Source organism: Streptomyces sp. NPDC006435 (genome assembly GCF_040612315.1).
Lineage (GTDB): Bacteria > Actinomycetota > Actinomycetes > Streptomycetales > Streptomycetaceae > Streptomyces.
Genome location: NZ_JBEXPY010000002.1, coordinates 348,739 through 371,735, shown reverse-complemented (window position 1 = coordinate 371,735; position 22,997 = coordinate 348,739). Strand labels below are relative to the sequence as shown.

Genomic DNA, 22,997 nt, shown 5'->3' with positions numbered 1-22,997 from the left:
GTACCGGCCGTCATTCCGATGCGTACGCCGGACGGTGGGCGGGCGGCGATCACGGTGTGTGTCACGTCCGGCGGCCGGGTCGGATCCCTACCTTGCCCGGCATGAGGCTGAGACATTTCGGTGCGCCGACCAGGAGTCGGGTACGAGGGCGTGGGCAGGGTCGGCTGGGGCGGTTGGCCGCGGGCGGGCTGGGAGTGCTGGCGCTGGTGGCCACCGGTCTGGGGCTGCCGGCCCAGACGGCCGCCGCGCAGCCCGCGGGCGTACCGCTGGTGGACGAGACGTTCACCGGGGCCGACGCCATCGCGGAGTTCGAGGCGTTCGGGCCGGCCTGCCTGACCGGTGCGCCCCAGGCCCCGGCGCCCGGCCCCGGCACCCACCCGCTCACCGGCTGTCCGGCCGGTGCGACCGGGCCCGTCCCGCCGAACAACGCCGCGCCGCACGGCTACCTCCGGCTGACCGACGCGTCCAACGACCAGTCCGCCGCGGTGCTCTACAACCACGCGCTCCCGGCGAACCAGGGGCTGGTCACGACCTTCGACCAGTGGCAGTACGGGGGGACGACCAACCCTCCGGCCGACGGCATCTCGTTCTTCCTCATCGACGGCGCCGCGTCGCTGACCGCGCCCGGGGCCTTCGGCGGCAGCCTCGGCTACGCCCAGAAACTCCCGGACGACGACCCGAACGAGACCTTCCTGCCCGGCGTCGACCACGGTTACGTGGGCGTCGGCCTGGACGTCCTCGGCAACTACTTCGGCGACTGGGAACACCGCGGCAACGGCTGCGCCACCCGCTCCCCGGCCGGTACGTCCTTCCACGTCCCGGCGCCCGGCGCGAACATGGTGACGCTGCGCGGACCGGGCGACGGCACCGAGGGCTACTGCTTCCTCTCCGCGACGACCAGCAACTTCTCGACGACCGGCCCCTGGCCCTCCACACTGCCGGGGCAGTTGCAGGGGCCGACCACCTCGATCCCGGCGGACGCCACGCCGCAGGAGGCCGAGGCGCTGCTGGAGCCCTCGCGTCGCACGGTGACCGTCGAGGTCTCCCCGGCACCGAACCCGGTGATCACGGTCTCGATCGACTTCCACGACGGCAACGGGACGCAGCAGGTGCTGTCCACCCCGGCGCCCCAACCGGTGCCCTCGACCTACAAGTTCGGCTTCGCCGCCTCGACCGGGCTGTTCACCGACGTCCACCTCATCCGCAACCTCAGCGTCCACCCGGCCGCCGAACTGCCCCGGTTGAACCTGGTCAAGCAGATCCCCGCGGACCCGCCGCTGCCGACCCCGGTGACGCCGGGCACCGAGGTGCCCTACGAGTACGTGGTGACCAACAGCGGCAACGTCCCGCTGACGGGCGTGAACGTGACCGACAACCGGGTGACGACGGGCGTGGACTGCCCGAAGGACACGCTCGCCGTGGGCGAGACGATGACCTGCACCGGCAGTTACACCGTCACTCAGGAGGACGGCGAGGCCGGTTCGATCACCAACGTCGCCACCGCGCACGGGCGGTCCGGGGACGACCCGATCGACTCACCGCCCGACGACGTCACCCTGGAGACCCGGGCCGGGCCCGGGGTCCGGCTGGAGAAGTCGGCCGACGACACCCGCGTGTACGAGGTCGGCGAGGAGGTGACGTACACCTACACCGTCACCAACACCGGCCCCGAGGAACTGACGGACCTCTCGATCGTCGACAACCGGGTGACGACGGGAGTGGGATGCCGGTCGTACACGCTCGCCCCGGCCGGGCAGGCCGGTGACAGCACCACCTGCACCGGCACCTACACGATCACGGCCGCCGACGCCGAGCGGGGATCGGTCACCAACGTCGCCACCGCGCACGGGCGGTCCGGAGGCGAGGACGTGAAGTCGAAGCCCGACGACGCGACCGTGCTGGTCGCCTCCGAACTGGGGCTGCGGCTGGAGAAGTCGGCCGACGACAGCCGCGTGTACCGGCCCGGCGACAAGGTCGCGTACACCTACACCGTCACCAACACCGGCAACGCGACACTGACCGGCATCGGGGTCACCGACGACCTCGTGCCGGGCGTGAGGTGCGAGGCCATGGCGCTGGCCCCGGGGGCCTCCACCACCTGCACCGGCACCTACACCGTCACCGAGGCGGACGCCGAGCGGGGAACGGTCATCAACGTGGCCGCCGCGCACGGGCGGTCCGGCTCCACCGAGGTGGTGTCGGAACCCGACGAGGTCACCCTGCGGACCGAGACCGAGCCGGGGCTGCACCTGGCGAAGTCGGTGGACGACTCGCGCAGTTACCGGGTCGGCGACGAGGTGACGTACACGTACACCGTCACCAACACCGGTTCCCAGGAGCTGACGGGGATCTCCGTCACCGACGACCTCGTGCCGCGTGTGGACTGCCGGGCGACGACGCTGGCCCCGGGAGCCTCCACCACCTGCACCGGCACCTACACGATCACGGCCGCCGACGCCGAACGCGGCGAGGTGACCAACCTCGCGGTGGCCACGGCCGAGAACGGGAAGGTCCGGTCGAACGAGGACCGGGCCCGCGTCACCGTCGGGAAGAAGCCGTGCGAGGGCAAGCACTGCAAGCCCGAGCCGTGCCCCGACAAACCAGACAAACCCGGTAAGCCCGGTAAGCCGAGCAAGCCCGGCAAGCCCGGCAAGCACGACAAGGGCGGTGAGGGCGGCGAGCACTGCAAGCCCGAGCCCAAGCCCGATCCCAGGCCCGAGCCGAAGCCGTGCCACGGCAAGGACCTCTGCCACGTGAAGTGACCCGCCCCGCACCGGGCCGTCCGAACGGACCGCGGGCCCCCGCCACCACCCGGTGGCGGGGGCCCGTCCGTCGTTGCGGTCAGTGCCGTCCGGCCAGCCGGTCCGCGACCTTCGCGACCGGGTCCGTGCCGGCCCGCGGCGAGGTGAGTTCGCGGCGGTCGGCGGCGCGGTAGGCGGCGTACATGCCGTGGACGCCGATCCAGCGGAAGGGCTCCGGCTCCCAGCGGCGGACCTTGTGGCCGACCCAGGGCAGTTCGGTCAGTTCGGTGGGGCCGCTCTGGCCGGAGTCCTGCTGGATCAGGTCGCGCAGGGTGCGGGCGGCGAGATTGGTGGTGGCGACGCCGGAGCCGACGTACCCGCCCGCCCAGCCGAGGCCGGTGGAGCGGTCGAGGGTGACGGTGGCGCACCAGTCGCGGGGGACGCCGAGCACGCCCGACCAGGCGTGGTCGATGCGGGCGCCCGCGGTGGTGGGGAAGAACCGGACGAGGATCTCGCGCAGGGCCTCGACGGTCGCGGGCCGGGTGCGGCCGTCGTTGTCGGTGGCCGAGCCGAAGCGGTACGGGACGCCCCGGCCGCCGAGCGCGATCCGGTCGTCCGCGGTGCGCTGGGCGTACATGTAGGCGTGCGCCATGTCGCCGAGGGTCTCGCGGCCGTCCCAGCCGATGGTGTCCCAGACGGACTGCGGCAGCGGCTCGGTGACGATCATCGAGGAGTTCATGGGGAGCCAGGTGCGCCGCTGGCCCTTGAGGTTCGCGGTGAAGCCCTCGGTGCAGCGCAGGACGTACGGGGCGCGGACGGTGCCGTACGGGGTGTGCGCGTGCTTCGGTTTGATCTCGGTGACGGGCGTCGACTCGTGGATGGTCACGCCGAGCGCCTCGACGGTCGCGGCGAGGCCCTTGACGAGCTTGACCGGGTGCAGCCGGGCGCCGTGCGGGGTCCAGGTGGAGCCGACGGCCCCGGTGACGTTGACGCGTTCGCAGGTCTCGCGGGCGCCGCGCAGCACGCGGTCCGTCTCGCCGAAGGCGATCTCCACGGAGTGGAAGTCCTTGAGCCGGGCCAACTGGGCGGGCGTGTAGGCGACTTCGAGGACGCCGCCGCGGTGGATGTCGGCGTCGATGTTCTCCTCGGCGGCCACCCGCACGACCTCGTCGACGGTCTCGTTCATCGCCTGCTGGAGGCGGACGGCGGCGTCGTGGCCGTGGAGCTTCGCATAGCGGTCGCGGCCCGCGATGCCGTTGTAGAGCCAGCCGCCGTTGCGTCCGGAGGCGCCGTATCCGCAGAACCTGGCCTCCAGGACGGTGATGTTGAGGAAGGGGACGGCCTTCTTGAGGTAGTAGGCGGTCCACAGCCCGGTGTACCCGCCGCCGACGATGCAGACGTCGGCGGTGGTGTCGCCGGGCAGGGGCTCCCGGGCGGGGGGAGTGCCCTGGTCCGCGTACCAGAACGATATGCCGCCGTTGACGGTGCTGACGGTGCTCATGTTGCCCCTGGTTTGTCCGGTGTGACGCCGTCCGGTGTGACGCCGCGGCGTGAAGGGTGTGTGCTCTCCGGGCGGGACGTTACTGCGCCGAGGGGGCTTCCGTCCCGGTCCGGGGCGGTACCAGTGGTCGGCAGGCGAGGCCGACGAGCACGGCGGTGAAGTGGCCGACGTCGGTGAAGCCGTGGCCGGTGACGAGGGGGATGCCGTAGACGACGAGGACGGAGAAGAGGTACACGCGGCGCCAGAGCGGCGGAACGAGGTACGTGATGACGCCGACGACGCCCGCGAGCGCGTAGCTGACCCCGATGTCGAGGGTGCCGGTGGCGGACTGCGGCACGTGCCCGTGCCGGATCGCCCAGGCCAGGACGCCCTCGCTGACGAGGGTGGCGAGGACGTGGGACAGGACGACGACGGCGAGCCAGCGCGGGGTGCCGAGCCGGCGTTCGGCGGGGGCGTGGAAGACGGTGTACAGGGCGGCACAGGGCAGCCAGCGTCCGCCGTCGATCCAGAAGGCGCTGGCGATCAGGACGCGCACGGGGTCCTGGGAGAGCCCGTCGAGGTTGGTCGAGCGCTCGCGCAGGAAGTCCTCCTCGAAGTCCGGCGACATCCGGTGGACGATGACGGTGGTGACGAAGAGCGCGGCCAGCCAGAGGTAGGTGCCGGGTGCGCTGCGGATCCACGAGCCGATGACGCGGAGCCACGGGCCGACGGTACGGAGCCATGATCCGGCGGTGGTGCGGCGCCGGGCGGGCGGGGCGGGGCTGCGCGGAGTCATGACCGATTGACGCACGGCTCCGTGATCGTCCGCGTGAGCGACATCCCGGCCGCTCCGACCGCCACCCGGTCCGGTCCGGGGAGCGCCATCCGGCCCGGTTCGGGGAGTGGGTATCCGGGATCGCCACCCGGTCCGGGGAGCGGGCGCCCGGTCCGGCCCTCGGGACGGGGCGGACCGGAACGGACGTTCCCGTTTACCCTGCCCCCATGATTCGTACCGCCACCCCCGCCGACGTCCCCGTCATCCACGCCATGGTCCGTGAGCTGGCCGAATACGAGAAGGCCCTGGACGAGGCGAGGGCCACCGAGGAACAGCTGCACGAGGCGCTGTTCGGCGAGCGGCCCGCCGCGTACGCGCACATCGCCGAGGCCGACGACGGCGAGGCGGTCGGTTTCGCGCTGTGGTTCCTGAACTTCTCCACCTGGCGCGGGGTGCACGGCATCTACCTGGAGGACCTGTACGTACGCCCGGAGCGGCGCGGCGGCGGGCACGGGAAGGCGCTGCTGACGGAGCTGGCCCGGATCTGCGTGGAGCGCGGCTACCAGCGCCTGGAGTGGTCGGTCCTGGACTGGAACGCCCCGTCCATCGCGTTCTACGAGTCGCTGGGCGCCCGGCCGCAGGACGAGTGGACGGTGTACCGGCTGACGGACGGGGCGCTGGCCGGACTCGGCGGGCGGTGAGCCGGGGCGGCCCGCCCCCTCCGAGGGGCCGCCCCGGGGTCCGGGTCACCCAGCCGTTGCGGTGCGGTCGGTGCGACGGGTGCGGCCGGTGCGGGGGCGGTGGATCTCCGTCGCCCCGGTGGCGAGCAGGGCCGCCTCCATGCCGCTGTTGAACGACACCTCGCTGAGCAGGCCGGGCGCCGCGACCTGGTCGCCCGCGAGGTAGACGCCGTCGCCGCGGTCGATGGCGGGCCGGTCGCGCCAGGTGGTGCCGGGCCGGTCGACCGCGCCGGTGCGGCCGGACGAGGTGGCCTCGCTCCGCCACTGGACGCGCTCCCGCCAGCCGGGGAAGCCGAGGTCGAGGACCTCCTCGGCGCGGGCGATGCCCACGGACCGGGGCTCGTCCGGGGCGAGGGGGAACTGCCCCTGGAGGAGCTGCTGCCCGGCGGGTGCGAGGGTGCGGTCCTGGGCGCTGAAGCGCTCGATCCAGCCGGGGGCGTCCAGGTCGGACACGGCGAACGCGTCGCCGCGCCGGGTGCGCAGGGCCAGGTCGACCAGGGCGGTCCTGCCGCTGTCCCAGACCAGCGAGGGGTCACCGAGCAGGACGCGGGCCGAGTCGAGGGAGGTGGCGACGACCACCGGACCCTGCCGGCTCAGGTCGGCGAGGCCGGCGGCGTCGACCCGGGACGCCGTCTCGACCCGGACGCCGAGGTTCCAGGCGCGGGCCGCCATCCGGTCGATCACCTGGGCCCAGCCGCCCACGGGGTAGCGGGCCTCGGGCGGCAGCGCGGCGGCGCGGTGCAGCCGCTCCTGGACGAACGCGGCGGAGAGCGCGCCGGGGTCGTGGTGGTAGAGCGCCACGGCGGCGTAGTGCGAGGCCGCGCGGGCGGCCTCCTCGCCGACCTGCCCGGTGGCCCAGGTGCGGAAGTCGACGTCGACGGGGGCGTGCTTCGCGCCCCGGCGGGCGAGCCGGAGGAGGGCGAGCGGCGGGACGCGGCGCAGGGTGCCCCCGAGGCGGAAACGGAGCCTGGTGCCTTCGAGGGGCGGCACGGTGACGACGGAGCCGAGGAGCCCCCGCCGGTCGAGCCAGGCCCAGTGCGGCCCGCGGGAGTACAGGGCGTGCGGCCCCTCGTTGGTGAGGTACGTGCCCTCGGCGGTCCTGGCCCGTCCGCCGGGGGTGTGGTGGGCCTCGTGGAGGGTCACCCGGACGCCGGACTCGGCGGCGGTGATCGCCGCGGTGAATCCGGCGAGGCCGCCGCCGATGATGTGGATGCGCTGCATCTCCCGGTCTCCTTCTCCTTCGCTGGAGCGTGCTGCCGACCACTGGACGGTTCGCGGGGCGCGGTTCGTGACATCGGGGAGGGGCGTTGTCAGTGGCGTGGGTCACGATGGGGGGATGGCACGCAGCAGCAGGAAGACGGACACCATCGCGACGGCGCGGCGGCCGGAGGTGCGGCTGCCGCCGCTCGTCCCGTACGACGGCGCGGGACTGGAGCCGGACGGCGACTACGACGGGGTGCGGTTCGACGGGACGGACCTCGCGGACGGCTCGGGCCCCGGGGCCCGGTTCATGGACTGCGCGCTGGACGGCTGCGTGCTGGACCGCACGGAGCTGGGCAGGGCCCGGTTCATCGACTCGGTGCTGACGGGCGTACGGGGCGTGGGCACCGACCTCGCGGGGGCGTCGCTGCGTGACGTGGAGGTGGTGGACGCGCGGCTGGGCGGGGTGCAGTTGCACGGCGCGGTGCTGGAGCGGGTGCTCGTGCGCGGTGGGAAGATCGACTACCTGAATCTGCGGAAGGCGCGGCTCAAGGACGTGGTGTTCGAGGGCTGCGTGCTCTCCGAGCCGGACTTCGGGGACGCGCAGCTGACGCGGGTGGAGTTCCGCGACTGCGTGCTGAGGCGGGTCGACTTCAGCTCCGTGCGGATGGACGCGGTGGACCTGCGGGCGGTCGCGGAGCTGGACATCGCACGCGGGGTGGAGCGGCTGTCGGGCGCGGTGATCAGCCCGGTACAACTGATGGAGCTGGCACCCGCGTTCGCGGCACAGATCGGGGTGCGGGTGGAGGCGTAGCGACCACGGACGGGGCGGGGCCCGCACGGGTACGGGGCACGAGTGCGGGCCCCGCGGGGTCAGACGCGGGGGAAGCGGGCCTGGAGGTCCCAGATCACGGGGTTGTCGGCGAGCCCCTCGTGCATGTCGGAGAGGTCGGCGATCAGATCGTGCAGGAAGTCGCGGGCCTCGCGGCGCAGCAGCGAGTGGCTGAAGGTGAGCGGGGGTTCGTCGCCGGGCATCCAGTCGGCCTCGATGTCCACCCAGCCGAAACGGCGCTCGAAGAGCATCCGGTCGGACGACTCGGTGAAGTCCAGCTCGGCGAACTGCTGCCGGTGCGAGCGGTTGCCGCGCGGATCCCGGTCGATCTGCTCGACGATGTCGCACAGCGCCCACGCGAAGTCGAGCACCGGCACCCATCCCCAGGCCGTGGAGACCTCGCGGTCCTCCTTGGTGTCCGCGAGGTAGACGTCCCCGGAGAACAGGTCGTGCCGCAGCGCGTGGACGTCCGCGCGGCGGTAGTCGGTCTGCGGCGGGTCGGGGAAGCGCCGGGAGAGGGAGTAGCCGATGTCGAGCACGCCTCGATGGTGTCATGCCCCCGGCTCCGCGGGAGCCGGTCGGCCGGGCGGGCCGGTCGCCCGACCGGCCGCCCCTCCCGGAAGCCGTCTCCGGGCCCGGGGTCACGGCAGCAGGCGCTGTTCCTTCGCCACGGCGACGGCGCCCGCGCGGGTGTCGACGCCGAGCTTGTCGTAGATCCGGCCCAGGTGGGTCTTGACCGTGGCCTCGCTGATGAACAGGGCGCGGGCGATGTCGCGGTTGCCCAGGCCGTGGGAGAGCTGGGCCAGGATGTCGAGCTCCCGGTCGGTGAGGGTGGGCAGGGGCTTGCGCATCCGGGCCATGACCCGGCTGGCCACCGGCGGGGAGAGCGTCGTGCGGCCCTGGGCGGCCGAGCGGATCGCGGCGAAGAGCTCCTCCGGGCGCTCGGCCTTCAGCAGGTAGCCGGTGGCGCCCGCCTCGATGGCGCGGGTGATGTCGGCGTCCGTGTCGTACGTGGTGAGGACCAGCACGTGGACGCCGGTGGCGGCGATGCGGCGGGTCGCCTCGACGCCGTCGATGCCCTCGCCGAGCTGAAGGTCCATCAGGACGACGTCCGGGGTGAGCTTGGCGGCCAGGGCGACGGCCTCCTCGCCGCTGCCTGCCTCGCCGACGACCTCGATGTCCGGTTCGCTGCCGAGGAGGGCGAGCAGACCGGCGCGTACGACGACGTGGTCGTCGCAGAGCAGGATGCGTACGGGCGGCGTCGCGGTCATGCGAGGTCCTCCGGGGCGGTCGGTGGGGCGGTGGCGGGGGTGAGCGGCACGGCGGCGGACAGCACCGTACCCTCGCCCGGCGCCGACTCGATCGTCAGCGTGCCGCCGAGCTGGTGCAGCCGGGCCCGGATCGCGGGCAGCCCGTGACCGCGCACGCCCCTGGCGGGGCCGGGGTGCTCGGGCGGCACGAAGCCCTGCCCGTCGTCGGTGATGTCCAGGACGACCCGGTCGTCGAGGTGGGTCAGGGTCAGCGCCGCCTCCGTCGCGTGCGCGTGCTCCTTCACGTTGGCCAGCGCGCCCTGGGCGATGCGCAGGAGCGCGGACTGCACCCGGTCGGGCAGCGGGGCGTGGCCCTCGCCCTCCACGTGGCAGTGGACGGTGAGCCGCCCCTGCGACTGCGCCGTCTCACGGGTGGCCAGGGCGTGCAGGGCCGCCTCCAGGCCGCCGCCCTCCGCGAGGTCGGCCGGGGCCAGGTCGTGGACGAAGCGGCGGGCCTCGGCGAGGTTGCTCTCCGCGATGGTGGTGGCCGTACGGACGTGGCGGCGGGCGGTCGCCGGGTCGGTGTCCCAGGTGCGGTCGGCGGCCTGGAGCAGCATCTGCTGGCTGGACAGGCCCTGCGCGAGGGTGTCGTGGATCTCCATGGAGAGCCGCTGGCGTTCCGCGAGGGTTCCCTCGCGGCGTTCGGTGGCGGCCAGTTCGCGGCGGGTGCGCAGCAGGTCGGTGATCAGTTCGCGCTGCTGCTCGGACAGTTCGCGCTGGCGCGCGGCCTGCCGCTGCATGTGGACGAAGACCGCCGTCGCGATGGCCGCCACGGCGGGCGGGGCGAGCACCAGGTTCGGGTCGAAGCCCTTGGCCAGCCGCAGTTGCGCGGCGACGACGAACAGGGTGAGCAGGCAGACGAGGGCGAGCGCGGCGCGCGGCGGGAGGATGCGCAGCCCGGTGTAGAAGAGCGGCACCGCGCACCACGCGAAGCTCGGCGCGAGGACCACCAGCACCATCCACACGGCGACCAGCACCCCCAGCCACACCAGGGAGCGCGGCGTCGGACGCGAGCCGAGCACGGGTCCGAGCACGTACAGCGCGGCCAGGGCGACGGAGAGCGCGATGATCCACGGGGTGCGGGCCTCGCCGGGGTGCCGCAGCAGGAAGCGGGTGAGCGAGGCGCCGAGCAGCAGGAAGAACGCGGCGTGCATCAGGAGCGTGAGCCACCGGGCGTCCGGATCGGGCGTCCGGTCGGCGGGGGCGCGCCGGTCGCGGCCCGCGGACAGCAGCCGGTCGGTCAGGGGGGAGCGGCCGTCGTGGTCCGCGGGCAGGGGCCGGTCGGTGGCCGCGCCCCGTGCGGCCGGGGCGTCGGGCATCCGGCCCGTGCCGGGTGCCGATCGGGGTCGGTGCTCCACCTCGTACCTCTCGCTCCCCAGTCGTGATACCTCCACGATCACCCCGGACGGGTGGCTTCGCATCAACCGATCGGCTGATGGGACCGTCGGCCGTCCCGCGCCCGGCATCGAGCCGGTCCATCGACGGTACGGGGCCGTGGGCGGCCGGAGCATGGATGTCAGAGCCGAACGGGCTCGTCCGCCGCTGTCGCAGCCGTAGCCGTAGGAGTCACCGTGAAGAAGCTGTCCGTCCGCACCCGTGTCCTGACCGGTGCCGCCCTCGTCGCCGCCCTCGGTGCCGGTACGTTCGGCGCCGTGTCCGCCAGCGCCTCCACCCCGGCCGCCGCGCCCGCCGCCGTCGCGGCCGACGCCACGGACGGCAACCTCATGCAGAGCACCCACCTGACGATCGAGGCGGCGACGAAGGCCGCGCAGGCGACGCTGGACGCGGCGGAGAAGGAGAACCAGCGGGTCTCGGTCGCCGTCGTCGACCGCAACGGCAACACCGTCGTCACCCTGCGCGGCGACGGCGCCGGCCCGCAGTCCTACGAGTCGGCCGTGAAGAAGGCGTACACCGCCGTCTCCTGGAACGCCCCGACCTCCGAGCTGGTCAAGCGCCTGCAGAACGCCCCGACGCTGAAGGACATCCCCGGCACCCTCTTCCTCGCCGGCGGCGCCCCCGTCACCGCGAAGGGCGCCCCGATCGCGGGCATCGGCGTCGCCGGCGCCCCGTCCGGCGACCTGGACGAGAAGTTCGCCCGGGCCGGCGCCGCGGCCCTCGCCAAGTAACGACCGGTACGGCAGACGAGCCACCCGGCCGCCCGGCCGTCCCGCCCCGTCGCAGCAGCGGCGGGGCGGAGCCGAACGGGCGGCCGGGCGGACCGATTCACAGGAGCCACGACATGAACGCCCTCGACCGACAACTGCTCGACGCCGCGCGCACCGGCGACACCGACGGAGTGCGGACCGCGATCGAGGGCGGCGCCCGCGTCGACTGCCGCGACGAGGAACTGCGCACCCCGCTGCTCCTCGCCGTCCACGGGGACCACGTCGAGGCCGCCCGGCTGCTCGTGACGGCGGGCGCGGACCCCGACGCGCAGGACCTGCGCGAGGAGAGCCCCTGGCTGGCGACCGGGGTCACCGGCAGCGTCCCGATGCTGCGCACCCTCCTGCCGGCCGGCCCCGACCTGAAGCTGCGCAACCGGTTCGGCGGCATCGCGCTCATCCCGGCGAGCGAGCGCGGCCACGCGCCCTACGTGCGGGAACTGCTCCGGGTCACGGACATCGACGTCGACCATGTGAACCGGCTCGGCTGGACGGCCCTGCTGGAGGCCGTGATCCTCGGCGACGGCGGCCGGGCGCACCAGGAGATCGTCGAGCTCCTGCTGGCGGCCGGTGCGGACGTCGGCCTTCCGGACGGTGACGGGGTGACCGCGCTGGAGCACGCGGAACGCCGCGGCTTCACGGAGATCGCCGCCCGGCTGCGGGACGCCCGGTGAACGCGCGCCGCGCGGTGGAAACGCGCCGTACGGGGCGGACGGGACACCCGGTGCACGTGGAACGCCCGGTGAACGCGCGCCGTGCGAAGGACACGGGACGCCCGGTGAACGCGCGCCGCATGGCGCACGCGCGCCGCGCGGTGGTGGCGCTCGCCGCGGCCGCCGTGCTCGCGGGCTGCGCGACCGATACCCGGGCCGGGGCGGCGGACGGCCCGGCCGCCGGGACCGGTCCGTCGGCCTCCGCGCCCGCCGGGTCCCGGGCGCCGGACTCCCCGCGGCCGGCACCGTCCACGTCCGCGGCGACCCCGCGCGGCACGCTCCTGGTCGCCGACTTCGGCGGCGACACCGTGACGTTCGTCGACCCGCGGCCGGGCCGCGACCGGCACCGGCTCGGCTCCGTCCGGGTCGGCACCGCGCCCTACGGCCTCGTCGTCGGCGACGACGGGCTGGCCTGGGTGGCGACCGCCGAGGGCGTCGCCGTCGTGGACACCACGACCCGTACCCGCCTCACCCGCATCCCGTACCGGACGGAGACCGGCCCCGCCACCACCGGCGAGTACCGGGGCGGCGGCATGGGCATCGCCCTCGCCCCCGACGGCCGGCACGTCTACGTCGGCGTCAACGTGCCCGGCCGCAACGGCGTGCTGGAGATCGTCGACACCGCGACCTGGAAGATCACCGCCACGGTGCCGGTGGGCCGCCGCCCCTTCGACGTGGACGTCTCGCCGGACGGCAGCGAGGTGTACGCCACCGGCCACGACTCCTTCGACGTCACGGCGGTGGACACGGACACGCGCGAGACGCGGCGTTTCGAGGTCGCCCCGTACGGCACCGAGGGCGGCCTCGGCTCCTGGCTGAAGCCGCACTACGCCGTCGTCCGCCCCGCCGACGGCAGACTGCTGCTGCCCTTCGAGGGGGAACGGCTCGTCGTCCTCGACCCGCGCACCGGGAAGTCCACCGTCGAGCGGATGACGGCCGACACCCACCAGCACGGGGCGACGCTCGCCCCCGACGGCACCCTCCTCGTCGTCGGCACCGGCCCGATCCTCTCCGAGGACCGGGGCCCGTCCCTGACCGTCCGCGCCCCCGACGGCTCCGAACGCGTCGTGCCGCTGGACGGCCCGCACGAGGACGTGGCGGTGTCCGGGGACGGCCGCACGGCGTACGTCACCCAGGGCTTCACCCGCGAGGGGTACGGCAACGGCATCACCGTCGTCGACCTCACGGGCGGACGACGGCCGTACGAGGTCCCGGCGACGGCCCGCCCGCTCGGGATCGCGGTCCTCTGACCCCTCCGGACCCGTCGGCCCTGCCGGGTCCGGAGGGCGGCATTCGCCGGAAACGTCCTAGGATCGCCGGTGTGGACCAGCGAACGCCCGTGCACCGTACGGCCCGAGCCGCCGCCGCAGCCCTGCTGGTACTGGCGGCGTCCGCCGCCTGCACCGGCGACACCGGCGGTGTCCGGGGCACGCCCGGCGCGTCCGGCCTGCGCGATCCGTACTTCCCGAAGCTCGGCAACGGCGGCTACGACGTCACGCACTACGACCTCGTGCTCGACGTCGACCCGGCCGCCCACCGGCTGCGCGGCACCGCCACGATCACCGCCCGCGCGACCCAGGACCTCAGCGCCTTCGACCTCGACCTCGCCGGACTCACCGTGGACTCCGCGACCGTCGAGGGCCGCCCGGCCGCCGTCAACCGGACGGGCCACGAGCTGACGCTGCGCCCCGCCGCCGAGGTCGAGGACCGGCTGCGCGAGGGCGGCACCTTCCGCACGGTCGTCCGCTACTCCGGTTCGCCGCGCACCCTCACCGACCCCGACGGCTCGCAGGAGGGCTGGCTGCGGACCGCCGACGGATCGGTCGCGCTCGGCGAACCGACCGGCTCGATGACCTGGTTCCCCGGCAACAACCACCCGAGCGACAAGGCGACGTACGACATCGCCGTCACGGTCCCCGGGGGACTGACGGCCGTCTCCAACGGCGAACCGGTCTCCCGCCGCACCTCGGGCGCCACCACCACGTACCGCTGGCGCACCCCCGAACCGATGGCGAGCTACCTCGCCACGGTCGCCGTCGGCCGCTACACCACCCGGACGTCGAGGACCGCGGACGGCATCGAGGTGTTCACCGCCGCCGACACGACCGTCGCGAAGGAGAGCGAGCGGATCCTCGCCCGGATCCCCGAGGTCGTGAAGTGGGAGGCGGAACGGTTCGGCCCCTACCCCTTCACCGCCACGGGCGCGATCGTCGACCGCCCCGGGGACGCCGGTTACGCGCTGGAGACCCAGGACCGGCCGTTCTTCCCCGGCCCGCCGGACGCCGGGCTGCTGGTCCACGAGATGGCCCACCAGTGGTTCGGGGACTCCGTCACGCCGGAGAGCTGGCGGGACATGTGGCTCAACGAGGGCTTCGCGACCTACGCGGAGTGGCTGTGGGCGGCCGACAAGGAGGGCGTCCCGGTCCAGGACTCGTTCGACGAGGCCTTCGAGGACGACGCCAACTGGGCCTTCCCGCCCGCCGATCCGCCGAGCGCGAAGGACATCTCGCAGGCCCCGGTGTACGGGCGCGGGGCGATGGTCGTCCATGAGCTCCGGCGCACGATGGCCGACGACGAACGCTTCTTCGCGCTCCTGCGGGGCTGGACGAGGGCCCACCGGCACGGCAACGCCTCGACCGCCGACTTCACCGCGTACGCGGAACGGACGACGGGCCGGGACCTGACGGAGCTGTGGGACACCTGGCTGTACGGCAGGAGCCGGCCCGCCCCGAAGGACTGACCGGCTCCCGCGTGTTCTGGTGCTTCTCCGCTTTCCCTGCCCCGCGGTCGGGTTACTTCACGTTGACGCCGCTCCAGGCGGCCTGGACGGCGGAGAGCTCCTCGCTGTCCGCCCCGTACAGGTCGGTCGCCGCCTTCTCGGTCGCCTCACGGGCGCCCGCGTAGTCGGTGGAGGACGTCATGTACTCGGCGAGGGCCTTGTACCAGATCTGGACGGCCTTGTCCCGGCCGATGCCGGTGACGGTCGAGCCGTCGGAGGTCGGGGAGTCGTAGTCGACCCCGTTGATGGTCTTCGCGCCGCTGCCCTCGGACAGCAGGTAGAAGAAGTGGTTGGCGACACCGGAGGAGTAGTGCACGTCGAGGTCGCCGACGTTGCTGTCCCAGTAGTCGGCCGAGCCGCCGTCCTTGCTCGGCTCGTCCATGTAGCGCAGCGGGGTGCCGTCGCCGTTGATGTCGATCTTCTCGCCGATGAGGTAGTCGCCGACGTCCGTGCTGTTGTCGGCGGCGAACTCCACCGAGGTGCCGAGGATGTCGCTGGTCGCCTCGTTCAGGCCGCCGGACTCGCCGAAGTAGTCGAGGTTGGCGGTGGACGAGGTCAGGCCGTGGCTCATCTCGTGGCCCGCGACGTCGATGGCGGTCAGCGCGCTCTTGTTGTCGGCGCCGTCGCCGTACGTCATGCAGAAGCAGCTGTCGTCCCAGAACGCGTTGACGTACGCGTCGCCGTAGTGGACCCGCGAGTACGCGGCCTTGCCGTCACCGGCGATGCCCTCGCGGCCGAACGCCGACTTGTAGAAGTCCCAGGTCTGCGCGGCGCCGTAGGCGGCGTCCACGGCGGCGGTCTGGCGGTCGCCGCCGGTGCCGTCGCCCCAGGTGTCGTCGTCGTCCGTGACGAGGTCGCCGGTGCCGCTCTCGCCCTGGTTCAGGTCGTACGTCTTGTGGCCGCCGCGCTCGCCGTCGGTCAGCTCGAAGCCGGAGCCGCTCCCGGTGGTCGTCAGGTCGACGTCGCCGCTGTACTGGCTGTGGCCGACACCGGTCTCGATCGCCTCGAACCTCCGGAGCTCCTTGCCGGTGTTCGCGTCGGTGATGATGTGCATCCTGCTCGGCGTGCCGTCCTTCTGCACGCCCTTCTTCACCGTTTCGAGGGCGAGGACGGGCTTGCCGCCGCTCGCCCAGATCACCTTGCGCGCGGCGGCCGCGGTCTTGATCTTCGCCGTCGTGGACGGCACGGCTATCCGCGCCTCGGTGGCCTTGGTGACGCCCTTGAGCTTCCCGCCGGCGGCGGTGTGGGTGATGAGGTCGCCGCCGAGCACCGGCAGGCCGGCGTAGGTGCGCTCGTAGCGGGTGTGGACGGTGCCGTCGGCGTCCTTGATCACGTCACGGACGATCAGCTTCTCCTTGCCGCCGAGACCGAGGGACTCGGCGGCCGAAGAGGATTCGGACTGGGCGGACTTGATGGCGGCGGTGCGCTGCGATGCCTTGTTCGCGCCGAAGGGGACGACGCTGCGAGTGGCGGAGGGGCCGTCAGTTCCGTTGTCCGGCGAGGCGTTGGCCGCACCGGTCTGGACGCCGACGACGACCATCGCGGCCACGGCGGCCAGGGCAGCGGCGCGACGGGTGTTCATGTGGGGGGTCATGCGTTCTCCGTTGCTCGTTCCGTGGGGGGTTACGAGCGGAGAGCGTGCCACCGAAAGACCGAGATTGACGGTGTGCTAACAAATGCCTCACATTTTTTTGACCACCTCTTGTCCGAATGGAATACGCCTGTGTTCGTTATCCGGCAGGGGAGTTGGACACGGCGGACATCGTGGGGCGTTACGGGCGTGCCGGGTTCGGCGGAACTGCCGACGACCTGGGACGAGGGAGTCGAAGGCTCCGCTCGTGGGGCCGGTGCGAAGGTCGTGGGGCCCGTGCGAAGAAAAGCGGCGGAAAGGAGGGGGCCGCAGAAAGCGGGTGGGGAAGCGGCGGGAGGAAAAGGGGTCCGGGAAAGGAAGTGCCCGGGAAAGTCGGCGGCCCGGTTCGCGGGCACGAAAAACCCCCGGCCGTGACAGCCGGGGGTTTTTCCGTTCCGTGCCCGGGGATCCGATCACCCCTATGGGGCGATCATCCGTGTCGGACGGTCATCCTGTGTCGGACGGTCATCCGCGTCGGACGCCGGGCGTCGGGAATCCCGTGCGGGGAATCCCGTGCCGGAGGTCGGCTCAGATGTTGACGCCGAAGTCCTGGGCGATGCCGCGCAGGCCCGAGGCGTAGCCCTGGCCGACGGCGCGGAACTTCCACTCCGCACCGTTGCGGTACAGCTCGCCGAAGACCATGGCGGTCTCGGTGGCGGCGTCCTCGCTCAGGTCGTAACGGGCGATCTCGGCGCCGCCGGCCTGGTTGATGATGCGGATGAACGCGTTGCGCACCTGGCCGAAGTTCTGGCTGCGGGTCTCGGCGTCGTAGATGGAGACCGGGAAGACGATCTTGTCGACGTCGGCCGGCAGGCCCGCCAGGTTGACGTTGATCTGCTCGTCGTCGCCCTCGCCCTGGCCCGTGACGTTGTCACCGGTGTGGACGATGGTCTGGTCCGGCGTCGACTTGTTGTTGAAGAAGACGAAGTGGCCGTCGGAGACGACCTTGCCCGCCGGGTTGACCGCGATCGCCGAGGCGTCGAGGTCGAAGTCGGTGCCGGTGGTGGTGCGGACGTCCCAGCCGAGGCCGACCGTGACGGCGGTCAGGCCCGGGGCCTCCTTGGTGAGGGAGACGTTGCCGCCCTTGGACAGGCTTACAGCCATGGGAAGTCCCTTTCATCGTCGAGTGCGGGCTTCATGTCATCACGAAGCTACCGTCACAGGTCATAACGCGGGCGGGGGACCGTGAGGTTCCTGCTCCCTTTGCTTTCTTTACCGAAGTCCCCCGGTCGGACCCCGGCGGCCCGGCGGTGACGTCCGGCGGCCCGACGCCGGCCGGCGACCGGTGCGGCGTGCGTGAAGGAGGCGTGGCCGAGGGCTGCATGAGCCGAGGGCTGCATGAGCCGAAGGCCGCATGAGCCGGGGGCGGCGTGAGGGAAGCGCGGCAAAAGAAGGTGACGGACACCCCGCGGGCCGGGGAACATGGGTGTCATGTCCGGGCCCTATGTCATCCGCGGTTCGGTCTCCCTGCCGGAGGCCGAGCTCATGTGGCGTTTCTCGCGGTCCTCCGGGCCCGGCGGGCAGCACGTCAACACCAGTGACTCCCAGGTGGAGCTCCGCTTCGACCTCGCGGCGACCGAGGCGCTCCCCGAGGTGTGGAAGGAGCGGGCCCTCCAGCGCCTGGAGAGCCGGCTCGTGGGCGGGGTGATCGCCGTACGGGCCTCCGAGCACCGCTCCCAGTGGCGCAACCGCGAGACGGCCCTCGTCCGGCTCGCCTCGCTGCTGGCCGAGGCGACGGCGCCGCCCCCCAGGCCGCGCCGCAAGACCAGGATCCCGCGGGGGATCAACGAACGGCGGCTGCGGGAGAAGAAGCAGCGCGGCGAGACGAAGCGCGGCCGCTCCGGCCGCGACTGGTGACGACGCCCCCACGTCCCCACACATCACACACGCCCCATCGGTGCCCTGCGGCACCCCGGGCCTGCAACACCCCGCGCCCGTGAGCTCGCGGCGCCCGGCGGTCCCGCTCAGCCCAGCTGCCGGTAGTTTCCCCGGAAGTACATCAGCGGCTGTCCGCCCTCGCGCGGCAGGCCCGTGCTCAGCACCCGGCCGATGACCAGCGTGTGGTCGCCCGCCGTCACCCGCTGCTCGGTGCGGCACTCCAGCGTGGCCAGCGCGCCGCCGATCAGCGGTGCGCCGGTGAACTCCCCCCGCGTGCCGGGGAGGTCCTGGAACAGCAGCCGGTCGCTGATCCGGCCCTTCATCGAGAACCGGCCGGCCACCTGCCGCTGGTCCTCGGCGAGCACGGAGACCGCCCACAGCGGCTGCTCCGACAGCAGGTCGTCCATCCGGGAGTCGTTGCGCAGGCTGACCATCACCAGCGGCGGGTCCAGCGACACCGACATGAAGGCGGTCGCCGTCATGCCGACGTCCTCGCCGCGTCCGTGCTCGTCCAGCGGCGGTTCCTGGGCGGTGACCAGCACCACTCCGGCCGCCAGCCGGGAGAGCGCGGCCCGGAACTCATCGTTGCTCACCCCCTCAGCATGGGGGACGGACGAGGGGCGCGGGGCGGGGGGCTTTGTCTGCAACACATCCGGAACGCTAGCCTCGCGCCGCGCCGTGCCACATCGGGCCAGGGGACCAGCCGGGTCCTAGGACCCCGGCCCCGCCGGACGGCCGGTCCGGGCCGGCGGCGCCCGGACGCGGGGCGGGCACGGCGACGGGTGCGGGCGCTGCAACGCCCGGATTTGCGTTCAAGAAAAGGACGGAACGGCCCCGGGGGCACTCGCGCCCCTTTACGATCTGTTGTGACTTGAGTCACAGAGTGCAATATTAGTTGACCCTGTGTACCGACGGCACAGCTCACTGTGATTCAGTTGTGGTGACACTGCAGTAAGTACGTCGATATGAAACCTGGAGTGCTGTCGAGGTCTCGGGGAGTGCGAGCAATGGAGGCCGAGTCGGAGCCGTATGTCCGTCTTGCGACGATGCGGCAGCTGCACCAGGCCGTCGCCGATCTCAACACGGCGCGGAGCCTGGCCGACACGCTGCAGACCGTGGCCGACGGAATCGTCGGCGGCCTCGGTTACGAGCTGGCCTGCGTGAACATGGTCCGCCCCGACGGTGACCTCGTCGTCGCCGCCTTCGCCGGCAACAGTGCCGCGGAGGCCCTGATCACCGGCCGGGTCGGTTCCCGTGCCTCCTGGGAGCGCAGGCTGGCGATGGGCCAGGCGTGGGACGAGCTGCGGTTCATACCGCACACCGACGGCTGGGTCCTCCTCGACGACGACGTGCCGCAGTGGCACACCGACGGGCCCGACCCCCGCTTCGAGGACGAGTGGCATCCCCAGGACCGCCTCTACGCCCCGATGTACGCGTCCGGCGGCAGGTTCGATCTCCTCGGCGTCATCTCCGTGGACCGCCCCCGCAACGGCCGCCGCCCCGGCGCCTGGGGCCGCGAGGCCCTCCAGATGTACGCGTCGCAGTCGGCCATTGCGATCAGCAACGCCAAGCTGAGAGCAAACATGCAGCGGGCGCTGGTCCGGCTGGAGCGGGAGCAGCAGGCGCTGCGGGCCAGCGAGGAGTCCTTCCGGCAGGCGTTCGAGTACGCCCCCAGCGGCATGGCCATCGCCGAGCTGGGCGGCGACCAGCACGGCCGGCTGCTGCGCACCAACGACGCCCTGTGCCGGCTGCTCGGCCGCCCCGCCTCCGTCCTGCGCCGCTACTCCTTCGCCGACCTCGTCCACCCCGAGGACATCGGCACCCTGCTGCGCACCTCCGCCGAGGGCGGCCGGACCGAGTTGCGGCTCGGCCGGCGCGACGGCTCCTACATCTGGGTCTCGCTGCGCAACTCCGTCGTCGCCGACACCGCGGACGGTCCCCGCTTCCTGCTCACCCACGTCGAGGACATAGAGGAGCGCAAGCGGCACGAGCTGCACCTCGCGCACCGTGCCTCGCACGACGCGCTCACCGGCCTGCCCAACAGCGCCGAGCTGCGCTCCCGGCTGAGCGCCCGGCTCTGCGACCGCCCGCACGCGGCCACCACCTCCCCGGTCGGGGCGCTGGACGCGGCCTACGGCGACTTCGACGACCCGGAGTCGCGGGCGCACGGCTACGAGGTGGACACGGCGCCCGGCGGCCCGTACGACCACCACGTGCACGCCGTCGCGCCCGAGGAGGGCAAGGACGACGGCACGAAGGGGCTCGCGGTCCTCTTCTGCGACCTGGACGGCTTCAAGTCGATCAACGACCGCTTCGGCCACCACACCGGTGACGCGGTGCTGATCGAGGTCGCCCGGCGGTTGACCACCTGTGTCCGCGACGGGGACACCGTCGCCCGGCTCGGGGGCGACGAGTTCGTGGTCCTCGCCGACGGCCTCGGCGCCGCGGACGCCGCGGATCTGGCCGTACGCCTGCGCAACGCCATCATTCCGCCCATCCGGGTCGACGGCCGGGCGGTGCGCGTCGGCGCCAGTTTCGGCATCGGCTGGGCCGCCTGCGGGATGACGGCGGAAGAGGTGCTGCGCTCCGCCGACCAGCGGATGTACGTCGAGAAGCGGTCCCGGGCGAAGGTTCACCGCAGGGCCGGCTGACGTTCACGACCGCGTGGTCCCCGCGCTCCGGAGTGCTTCAGGGACCTGCGGCGACAATTCTTGGTGTGGTCCGTTCGGGGTAGGCTCGGCCGGTCGGCCACGGCTGGCAGCATTCGGCGACGGCTGGCGAGATGGTGAGGAGTGACCCAGGGATGACGGCCGGGAACAACGGCGCAAACACGCCCGAGGACGACGATCCGTTCGGCTACCTGTACGAGGACGGACAGGCGGCGGGTGCCCAGCCGCCACGCCAGGGCGGCTACGGCTACCCGGGCCCGGCGGCCCAGCAGCCGGGCGTGCCCCGTACCTCGTACAACCAGGTGCGCACCGTCGGCGAGCGCCAGTACGGCCAGCAGCAGGTCCCGCAGCAGGCGGGGTACGGCCCGCAGCAGGCGTACGGCCGGCCGAACGCGCAGTACGCCGCACCGGAGACCTATCCCGGTGCCGCCACCGCCGTGCAGCAGGGCGGCCACGGCCGTGCCGGCGGCCCCTCCGGCAAGGGCGGTCCGAACACCAAGGGCCTGCTGATCGGTGCGGTCGCGGTGGTCCTGGTCGTGCTCATCGGCATCGGCGCCGCGCTGATCAGCGGCGACGGCAAGGACAAGAAGAAGGACGAGGCGACCTCCTCCGCCGGTCCCGGCGCGGAGGTCGAGGAGTCCCCGAAGCCGAAGCAGTCCGCCAGCTCCGAGGCGCCGGTCGAGCTGCCGAAGCAGGACGCGGCGACGCTGAAGCTCGGCGGCACGGCCCAGCTGGACAACACCGTCAAGGGCGCCGAGAGCGCCAACGGGCAGTACATCAACCTCAACGAGGTGGGCCGGTCGGCGACCTGGCTGGTCGATGTCCCGAAGGCCGGTCCGTACACGCTGTTCGTGACCTACGGGGTGCCGGGCAAGGACGCCCAGACGTCCCTCACGGTCAACGCCGAGGCCCCGCGCGGCATCAGGATGAAGAACTTCGCCAACGCCCCCGAGGGCGACCTGGAGAAGGGGTGGACGACGACGTTCGCGTACGTCAACCTCACCAAGGGCCCGAACACCCTGATGATCTCCTGCAACGAGGGCGACCAGTGCGACGCCAACCTGGACCAGCTGTCGCTGAAGGCCGGTCACGTGAAGCGCTGAACCGCATGCGGAAACGGTCCGGCCCCCACGCCTTCGCGGGTGTGGGGGCCGGACCGTTTCCGTACGGGGGCTCAGCCCATCAGCGCCAGAAAATTCGCCACCGTCGCGGCCATCGCCTCGCGGCCCGGGGCGATGTACTTGCGTGGGTCGACGCCGGTGGTGTTCTCGGCCAGGTACGCGCGGACCGCGCCGGTGAACGCGGTGTTCAGGGCCGTGCCCACGTTGATCTTGACCATGCCGGAGGAGGCGACGGCCCGGCGGATCTCCTCGTCCGGGACGCCGCTGGAGCCGTGCAGCACCAGCGGGACCGGGACCGCGTCGCGCAGCCGGCCGATCAGCCCGTGGTCCAGGGCGGCGGTGCGCTCGGTCATGGCGTGCGAGGAGCCGACCGCGACGGCCAGCGCGTCCACACCGGTGTCGCGGACGTACGCGGCGGCCTCGTCAGGGTCGGTCCGGACGCCGGGGGCGTGGGCGTCGAGCGGGGCCTCGCCCTCCTTGCCGCCGACCTTGCCGAGCTCGGCCTCGATCCAGATGCCGCGCTCGTGGCCCCAGGCCACCGCGGCGGCCGTGGCCCGCACGTTCTCCTCGTACGACAGCTTGGACGCGTCGAACATGACGGAGCCGAAGCCCTCGTCGTGCGCCCGGTGCAGCAGGTCCACGGACTCGACGTGGTCGAGGTGGAGCGCGAGCGGGGCGTCACAGGCGCGGGCGACGGCGGCGGCCGCGGCGGCTATGGCGGAGAGCCGTCCGCCGTGGAACTTCACGGCGTTCTCGGAGATCTGCAGGACGGCGGGCGCCCCGGCGCGTTCCGCGCCGGCCGCGATGGCCTCGGCGTGCTCCAGCGTGATGACGTTGAAGGCGGCGATCCCGTGTCCCCGGGCCTGGGCGGCGGAGACGAGTTCACCGGTGCTGACGAGCGGCATGCTGACCTCTTGGTGCTTCTTCGGACCCCCGCTCGGGCGGCGGGTCCGGGACGGGCGCGGCC

Annotated in this window: 20 protein-coding genes; 10 read left to right on the top strand and 10 right to left on the bottom strand. The window is 72.9% G+C overall.

Going from position 1 to position 22,997, the window contains the following annotated elements; translation table 11 throughout:
* Positions 1-101 precede the first annotated feature (101 nt).
* Positions 102-2,762, top strand: coding sequence for a hypothetical protein (locus tag ABZZ04_RS03920; RefSeq protein ID WP_356930582.1), 2,661 nt, complete (start codon positions 102-104; stop codon positions 2,760-2,762).
* A gap of 79 nt (positions 2,763-2,841) precedes the next feature.
* Here the strand turns inward: ABZZ04_RS03920 and ABZZ04_RS03915 are convergent, their stop codons facing one another.
* Positions 2,842-4,242, bottom strand: a complete 1,401-nt coding sequence (locus ABZZ04_RS03915) for an FAD-dependent oxidoreductase (protein WP_356930581.1) — start codon at positions 4,240-4,242, stop codon at positions 2,842-2,844.
* 79 nt (positions 4,243-4,321) lie between these two features.
* Positions 4,322-5,017: a rhomboid-like protein gene (locus tag ABZZ04_RS03910; protein WP_356930580.1), complete on the bottom strand. Its 696-nt coding sequence runs from the start codon at positions 5,015-5,017 to the stop codon at positions 4,322-4,324.
* A 206-nt stretch (positions 5,018-5,223) separates the two neighbouring features.
* On the opposite strand from ABZZ04_RS03910, the gene ABZZ04_RS03905 reads away from it, so the two are divergent.
* Positions 5,224-5,697, top strand: a complete 474-nt coding sequence (locus ABZZ04_RS03905) for a GNAT family N-acetyltransferase (RefSeq protein WP_356930579.1) — start codon at positions 5,224-5,226, stop codon at positions 5,695-5,697.
* 45 nt (positions 5,698-5,742) lie between these two features.
* Here ABZZ04_RS03905 and ABZZ04_RS03900 read toward each other — a convergent pair whose 3' ends face one another.
* A complete protein-coding gene (locus ABZZ04_RS03900; protein ID WP_356930578.1) occupies positions 5,743-6,957 on the bottom strand; it encodes an NAD(P)-binding protein in 1,215 nt (404 codons plus the stop codon).
* A 115-nt stretch (positions 6,958-7,072) separates the two neighbouring features.
* On the opposite strand from ABZZ04_RS03900, the gene ABZZ04_RS03895 reads away from it, so the two are divergent.
* Positions 7,073-7,750 (top strand): pentapeptide repeat-containing protein, encoded by a 678-nt coding sequence (locus ABZZ04_RS03895; protein ID WP_356930577.1) that lies wholly within the window; start codon positions 7,073-7,075, stop codon positions 7,748-7,750.
* Between the two features lie 59 nt (positions 7,751-7,809).
* On the opposite strand, the gene ABZZ04_RS03890 is transcribed toward ABZZ04_RS03895, so the two are convergent.
* From ABZZ04_RS03890 to ABZZ04_RS03880, 3 genes are all read right to left on the bottom strand, one after another.
* Complete coding sequence (locus tag ABZZ04_RS03890) at positions 7,810-8,307, bottom strand: hypothetical protein (protein WP_356930576.1); 498 nt, start codon at positions 8,305-8,307, stop codon at positions 7,810-7,812.
* 102 nt (positions 8,308-8,409) lie between these two features.
* Positions 8,410-9,039, bottom strand: coding sequence for a response regulator transcription factor (locus ABZZ04_RS03885; RefSeq protein WP_356930575.1), 630 nt, complete (start codon positions 9,037-9,039; stop codon positions 8,410-8,412).
* Positions 9,036-10,472 carry a sensor histidine kinase gene (locus tag ABZZ04_RS03880; RefSeq protein ID WP_356930574.1) on the bottom strand — a complete coding sequence of 479 codons (1,437 nt, stop codon included), beginning with the start codon at positions 10,470-10,472 and terminating at the stop codon, positions 9,036-9,038. Before ABZZ04_RS03880 ends, ABZZ04_RS03885 begins: the two co-directional genes overlap by 4 nt.
* A gap of 177 nt (positions 10,473-10,649) precedes the next feature.
* On the opposite strand from ABZZ04_RS03880, the gene ABZZ04_RS03875 reads away from it, so the two are divergent.
* From ABZZ04_RS03875 to ABZZ04_RS03860, 4 genes are all read left to right on the top strand, one after another.
* The gene (locus ABZZ04_RS03875; protein ID WP_356930573.1) at positions 10,650-11,204 is read left to right on the top strand and encodes a heme-binding protein; all 555 of its coding nucleotides are present in this window, start codon (positions 10,650-10,652) and stop codon (positions 11,202-11,204) included.
* Positions 11,205-11,317: 113 nt separating this feature from the next.
* Complete coding sequence (locus ABZZ04_RS03870; protein ID WP_356930572.1) at positions 11,318-11,914, top strand: ankyrin repeat domain-containing protein; 597 nt, start codon at positions 11,318-11,320, stop codon at positions 11,912-11,914.
* Between the two features lie 119 nt (positions 11,915-12,033).
* The gene (locus ABZZ04_RS03865; protein ID WP_356930665.1) at positions 12,034-13,203 is read left to right on the top strand and encodes a YncE family protein; all 1,170 of its coding nucleotides are present in this window, start codon (positions 12,034-12,036) and stop codon (positions 13,201-13,203) included.
* Between the two features lie 122 nt (positions 13,204-13,325).
* Entirely contained in the window at positions 13,326-14,693 is a 1,368-nt protein-coding gene (locus tag ABZZ04_RS03860) for a M1 family metallopeptidase (RefSeq protein WP_356930664.1), read from the top strand.
* A gap of 52 nt (positions 14,694-14,745) precedes the next feature.
* Here the strand turns inward: ABZZ04_RS03860 and ABZZ04_RS03855 are convergent, their stop codons facing one another.
* Both ABZZ04_RS03855 and ABZZ04_RS03850 read right to left on the bottom strand, forming a co-directional pair.
* On the bottom strand, positions 14,746-16,326 hold the full coding sequence (locus ABZZ04_RS03855) for a M4 family metallopeptidase (RefSeq protein ID WP_356930571.1): 1,581 nt from the start codon (positions 16,324-16,326) through the stop codon (positions 14,746-14,748).
* A gap of 564 nt (positions 16,327-16,890) precedes the next feature.
* Entirely contained in the window at positions 16,891-17,466 is a 576-nt protein-coding gene (locus tag ABZZ04_RS03850) for a TerD family protein (protein WP_356930570.1), read from the bottom strand.
* Positions 17,467-17,784: 318 nt separating this feature from the next.
* Here ABZZ04_RS03850 and arfB point away from each other — a divergent pair, with 318 nt between their 5' ends.
* Positions 17,785-18,219, top strand: a complete 435-nt coding sequence (gene arfB / locus ABZZ04_RS03845) for an alternative ribosome rescue aminoacyl-tRNA hydrolase ArfB (protein WP_148837206.1) — start codon at positions 17,785-17,787, stop codon at positions 18,217-18,219.
* A 107-nt stretch (positions 18,220-18,326) separates the two neighbouring features.
* Here the strand turns inward: arfB and ABZZ04_RS03840 are convergent, their stop codons facing one another.
* On the bottom strand, positions 18,327-18,833 hold the full coding sequence (locus ABZZ04_RS03840) for a flavin reductase family protein (RefSeq protein ID WP_356930569.1): 507 nt from the start codon (positions 18,831-18,833) through the stop codon (positions 18,327-18,329).
* A gap of 414 nt (positions 18,834-19,247) precedes the next feature.
* Here ABZZ04_RS03840 and cdgB point away from each other — a divergent pair, with 414 nt between their 5' ends.
* The gene (gene cdgB / locus ABZZ04_RS03835; protein ID WP_356930568.1) at positions 19,248-20,891 is read left to right on the top strand and encodes a diguanylate cyclase CdgB; all 1,644 of its coding nucleotides are present in this window, start codon (positions 19,248-19,250) and stop codon (positions 20,889-20,891) included.
* A gap of 152 nt (positions 20,892-21,043) precedes the next feature.
* Positions 21,044-22,012: a carbohydrate-binding protein gene (locus ABZZ04_RS03830; RefSeq protein ID WP_356930567.1), complete on the top strand. Its 969-nt coding sequence runs from the start codon at positions 21,044-21,046 to the stop codon at positions 22,010-22,012.
* 71 nt (positions 22,013-22,083) lie between these two features.
* Here ABZZ04_RS03830 and ABZZ04_RS03825 read toward each other — a convergent pair whose 3' ends face one another.
* The gene (locus ABZZ04_RS03825; protein ID WP_356930566.1) at positions 22,084-22,935 is read right to left on the bottom strand and encodes a class II fructose-bisphosphate aldolase; all 852 of its coding nucleotides are present in this window, start codon (positions 22,933-22,935) and stop codon (positions 22,084-22,086) included.
* Positions 22,936-22,997 lie beyond the last annotated feature (62 nt).

Excerpts from the sequence above, each read along its gene's own strand:
- ABZZ04_RS03920 (WP_356930582.1), top strand. The coding sequence starts at position 102 with ATGAGGCTGAGACATTTCGGTGCGCCGACCAGGAGTCGGGTACGAGGG.
- ABZZ04_RS03915 (WP_356930581.1), bottom strand. The coding sequence starts at position 4,242 with ATGAGCACCGTCAGCACCGTCAACGGCGGCATATCGTTCTGGTACGCG.
- ABZZ04_RS03910 (WP_356930580.1), bottom strand. The coding sequence starts at position 5,017 with ATGACTCCGCGCAGCCCCGCCCCGCCCGCCCGGCGCCGCACCACCGCC.
- ABZZ04_RS03905 (WP_356930579.1), top strand. The coding sequence starts at position 5,224 with ATGATTCGTACCGCCACCCCCGCCGACGTCCCCGTCATCCACGCCATG.
- ABZZ04_RS03900 (WP_356930578.1), bottom strand. The coding sequence starts at position 6,957 with ATGCAGCGCATCCACATCATCGGCGGCGGCCTCGCCGGATTCACCGCG.
- ABZZ04_RS03895 (WP_356930577.1), top strand. The coding sequence starts at position 7,073 with ATGGCACGCAGCAGCAGGAAGACGGACACCATCGCGACGGCGCGGCGG.
- ABZZ04_RS03885 (WP_356930575.1), bottom strand. The coding sequence starts at position 9,039 with ATGACCGCGACGCCGCCCGTACGCATCCTGCTCTGCGACGACCACGTC.
- ABZZ04_RS03870 (WP_356930572.1), top strand. The coding sequence starts at position 11,318 with ATGAACGCCCTCGACCGACAACTGCTCGACGCCGCGCGCACCGGCGAC.
- ABZZ04_RS03865 (WP_356930665.1), top strand. The coding sequence starts at position 12,034 with ATGGCGCACGCGCGCCGCGCGGTGGTGGCGCTCGCCGCGGCCGCCGTG.
- ABZZ04_RS03855 (WP_356930571.1), bottom strand. The coding sequence starts at position 16,326 with ATGACCCCCCACATGAACACCCGTCGCGCCGCTGCCCTGGCCGCCGTG.
- ABZZ04_RS03850 (WP_356930570.1), bottom strand. The coding sequence starts at position 17,466 with ATGGCTGTAAGCCTGTCCAAGGGCGGCAACGTCTCCCTCACCAAGGAG.
- arfB (WP_148837206.1), top strand. The coding sequence starts at position 17,785 with ATGGGTGTCATGTCCGGGCCCTATGTCATCCGCGGTTCGGTCTCCCTG.
- cdgB (WP_356930568.1), top strand. The coding sequence starts at position 19,248 with ATGGAGGCCGAGTCGGAGCCGTATGTCCGTCTTGCGACGATGCGGCAG.
- ABZZ04_RS03830 (WP_356930567.1), top strand. The coding sequence starts at position 21,044 with ATGACGGCCGGGAACAACGGCGCAAACACGCCCGAGGACGACGATCCG.
- ABZZ04_RS03825 (WP_356930566.1), bottom strand. The coding sequence starts at position 22,935 with ATGCCGCTCGTCAGCACCGGTGAACTCGTCTCCGCCGCCCAGGCCCGG.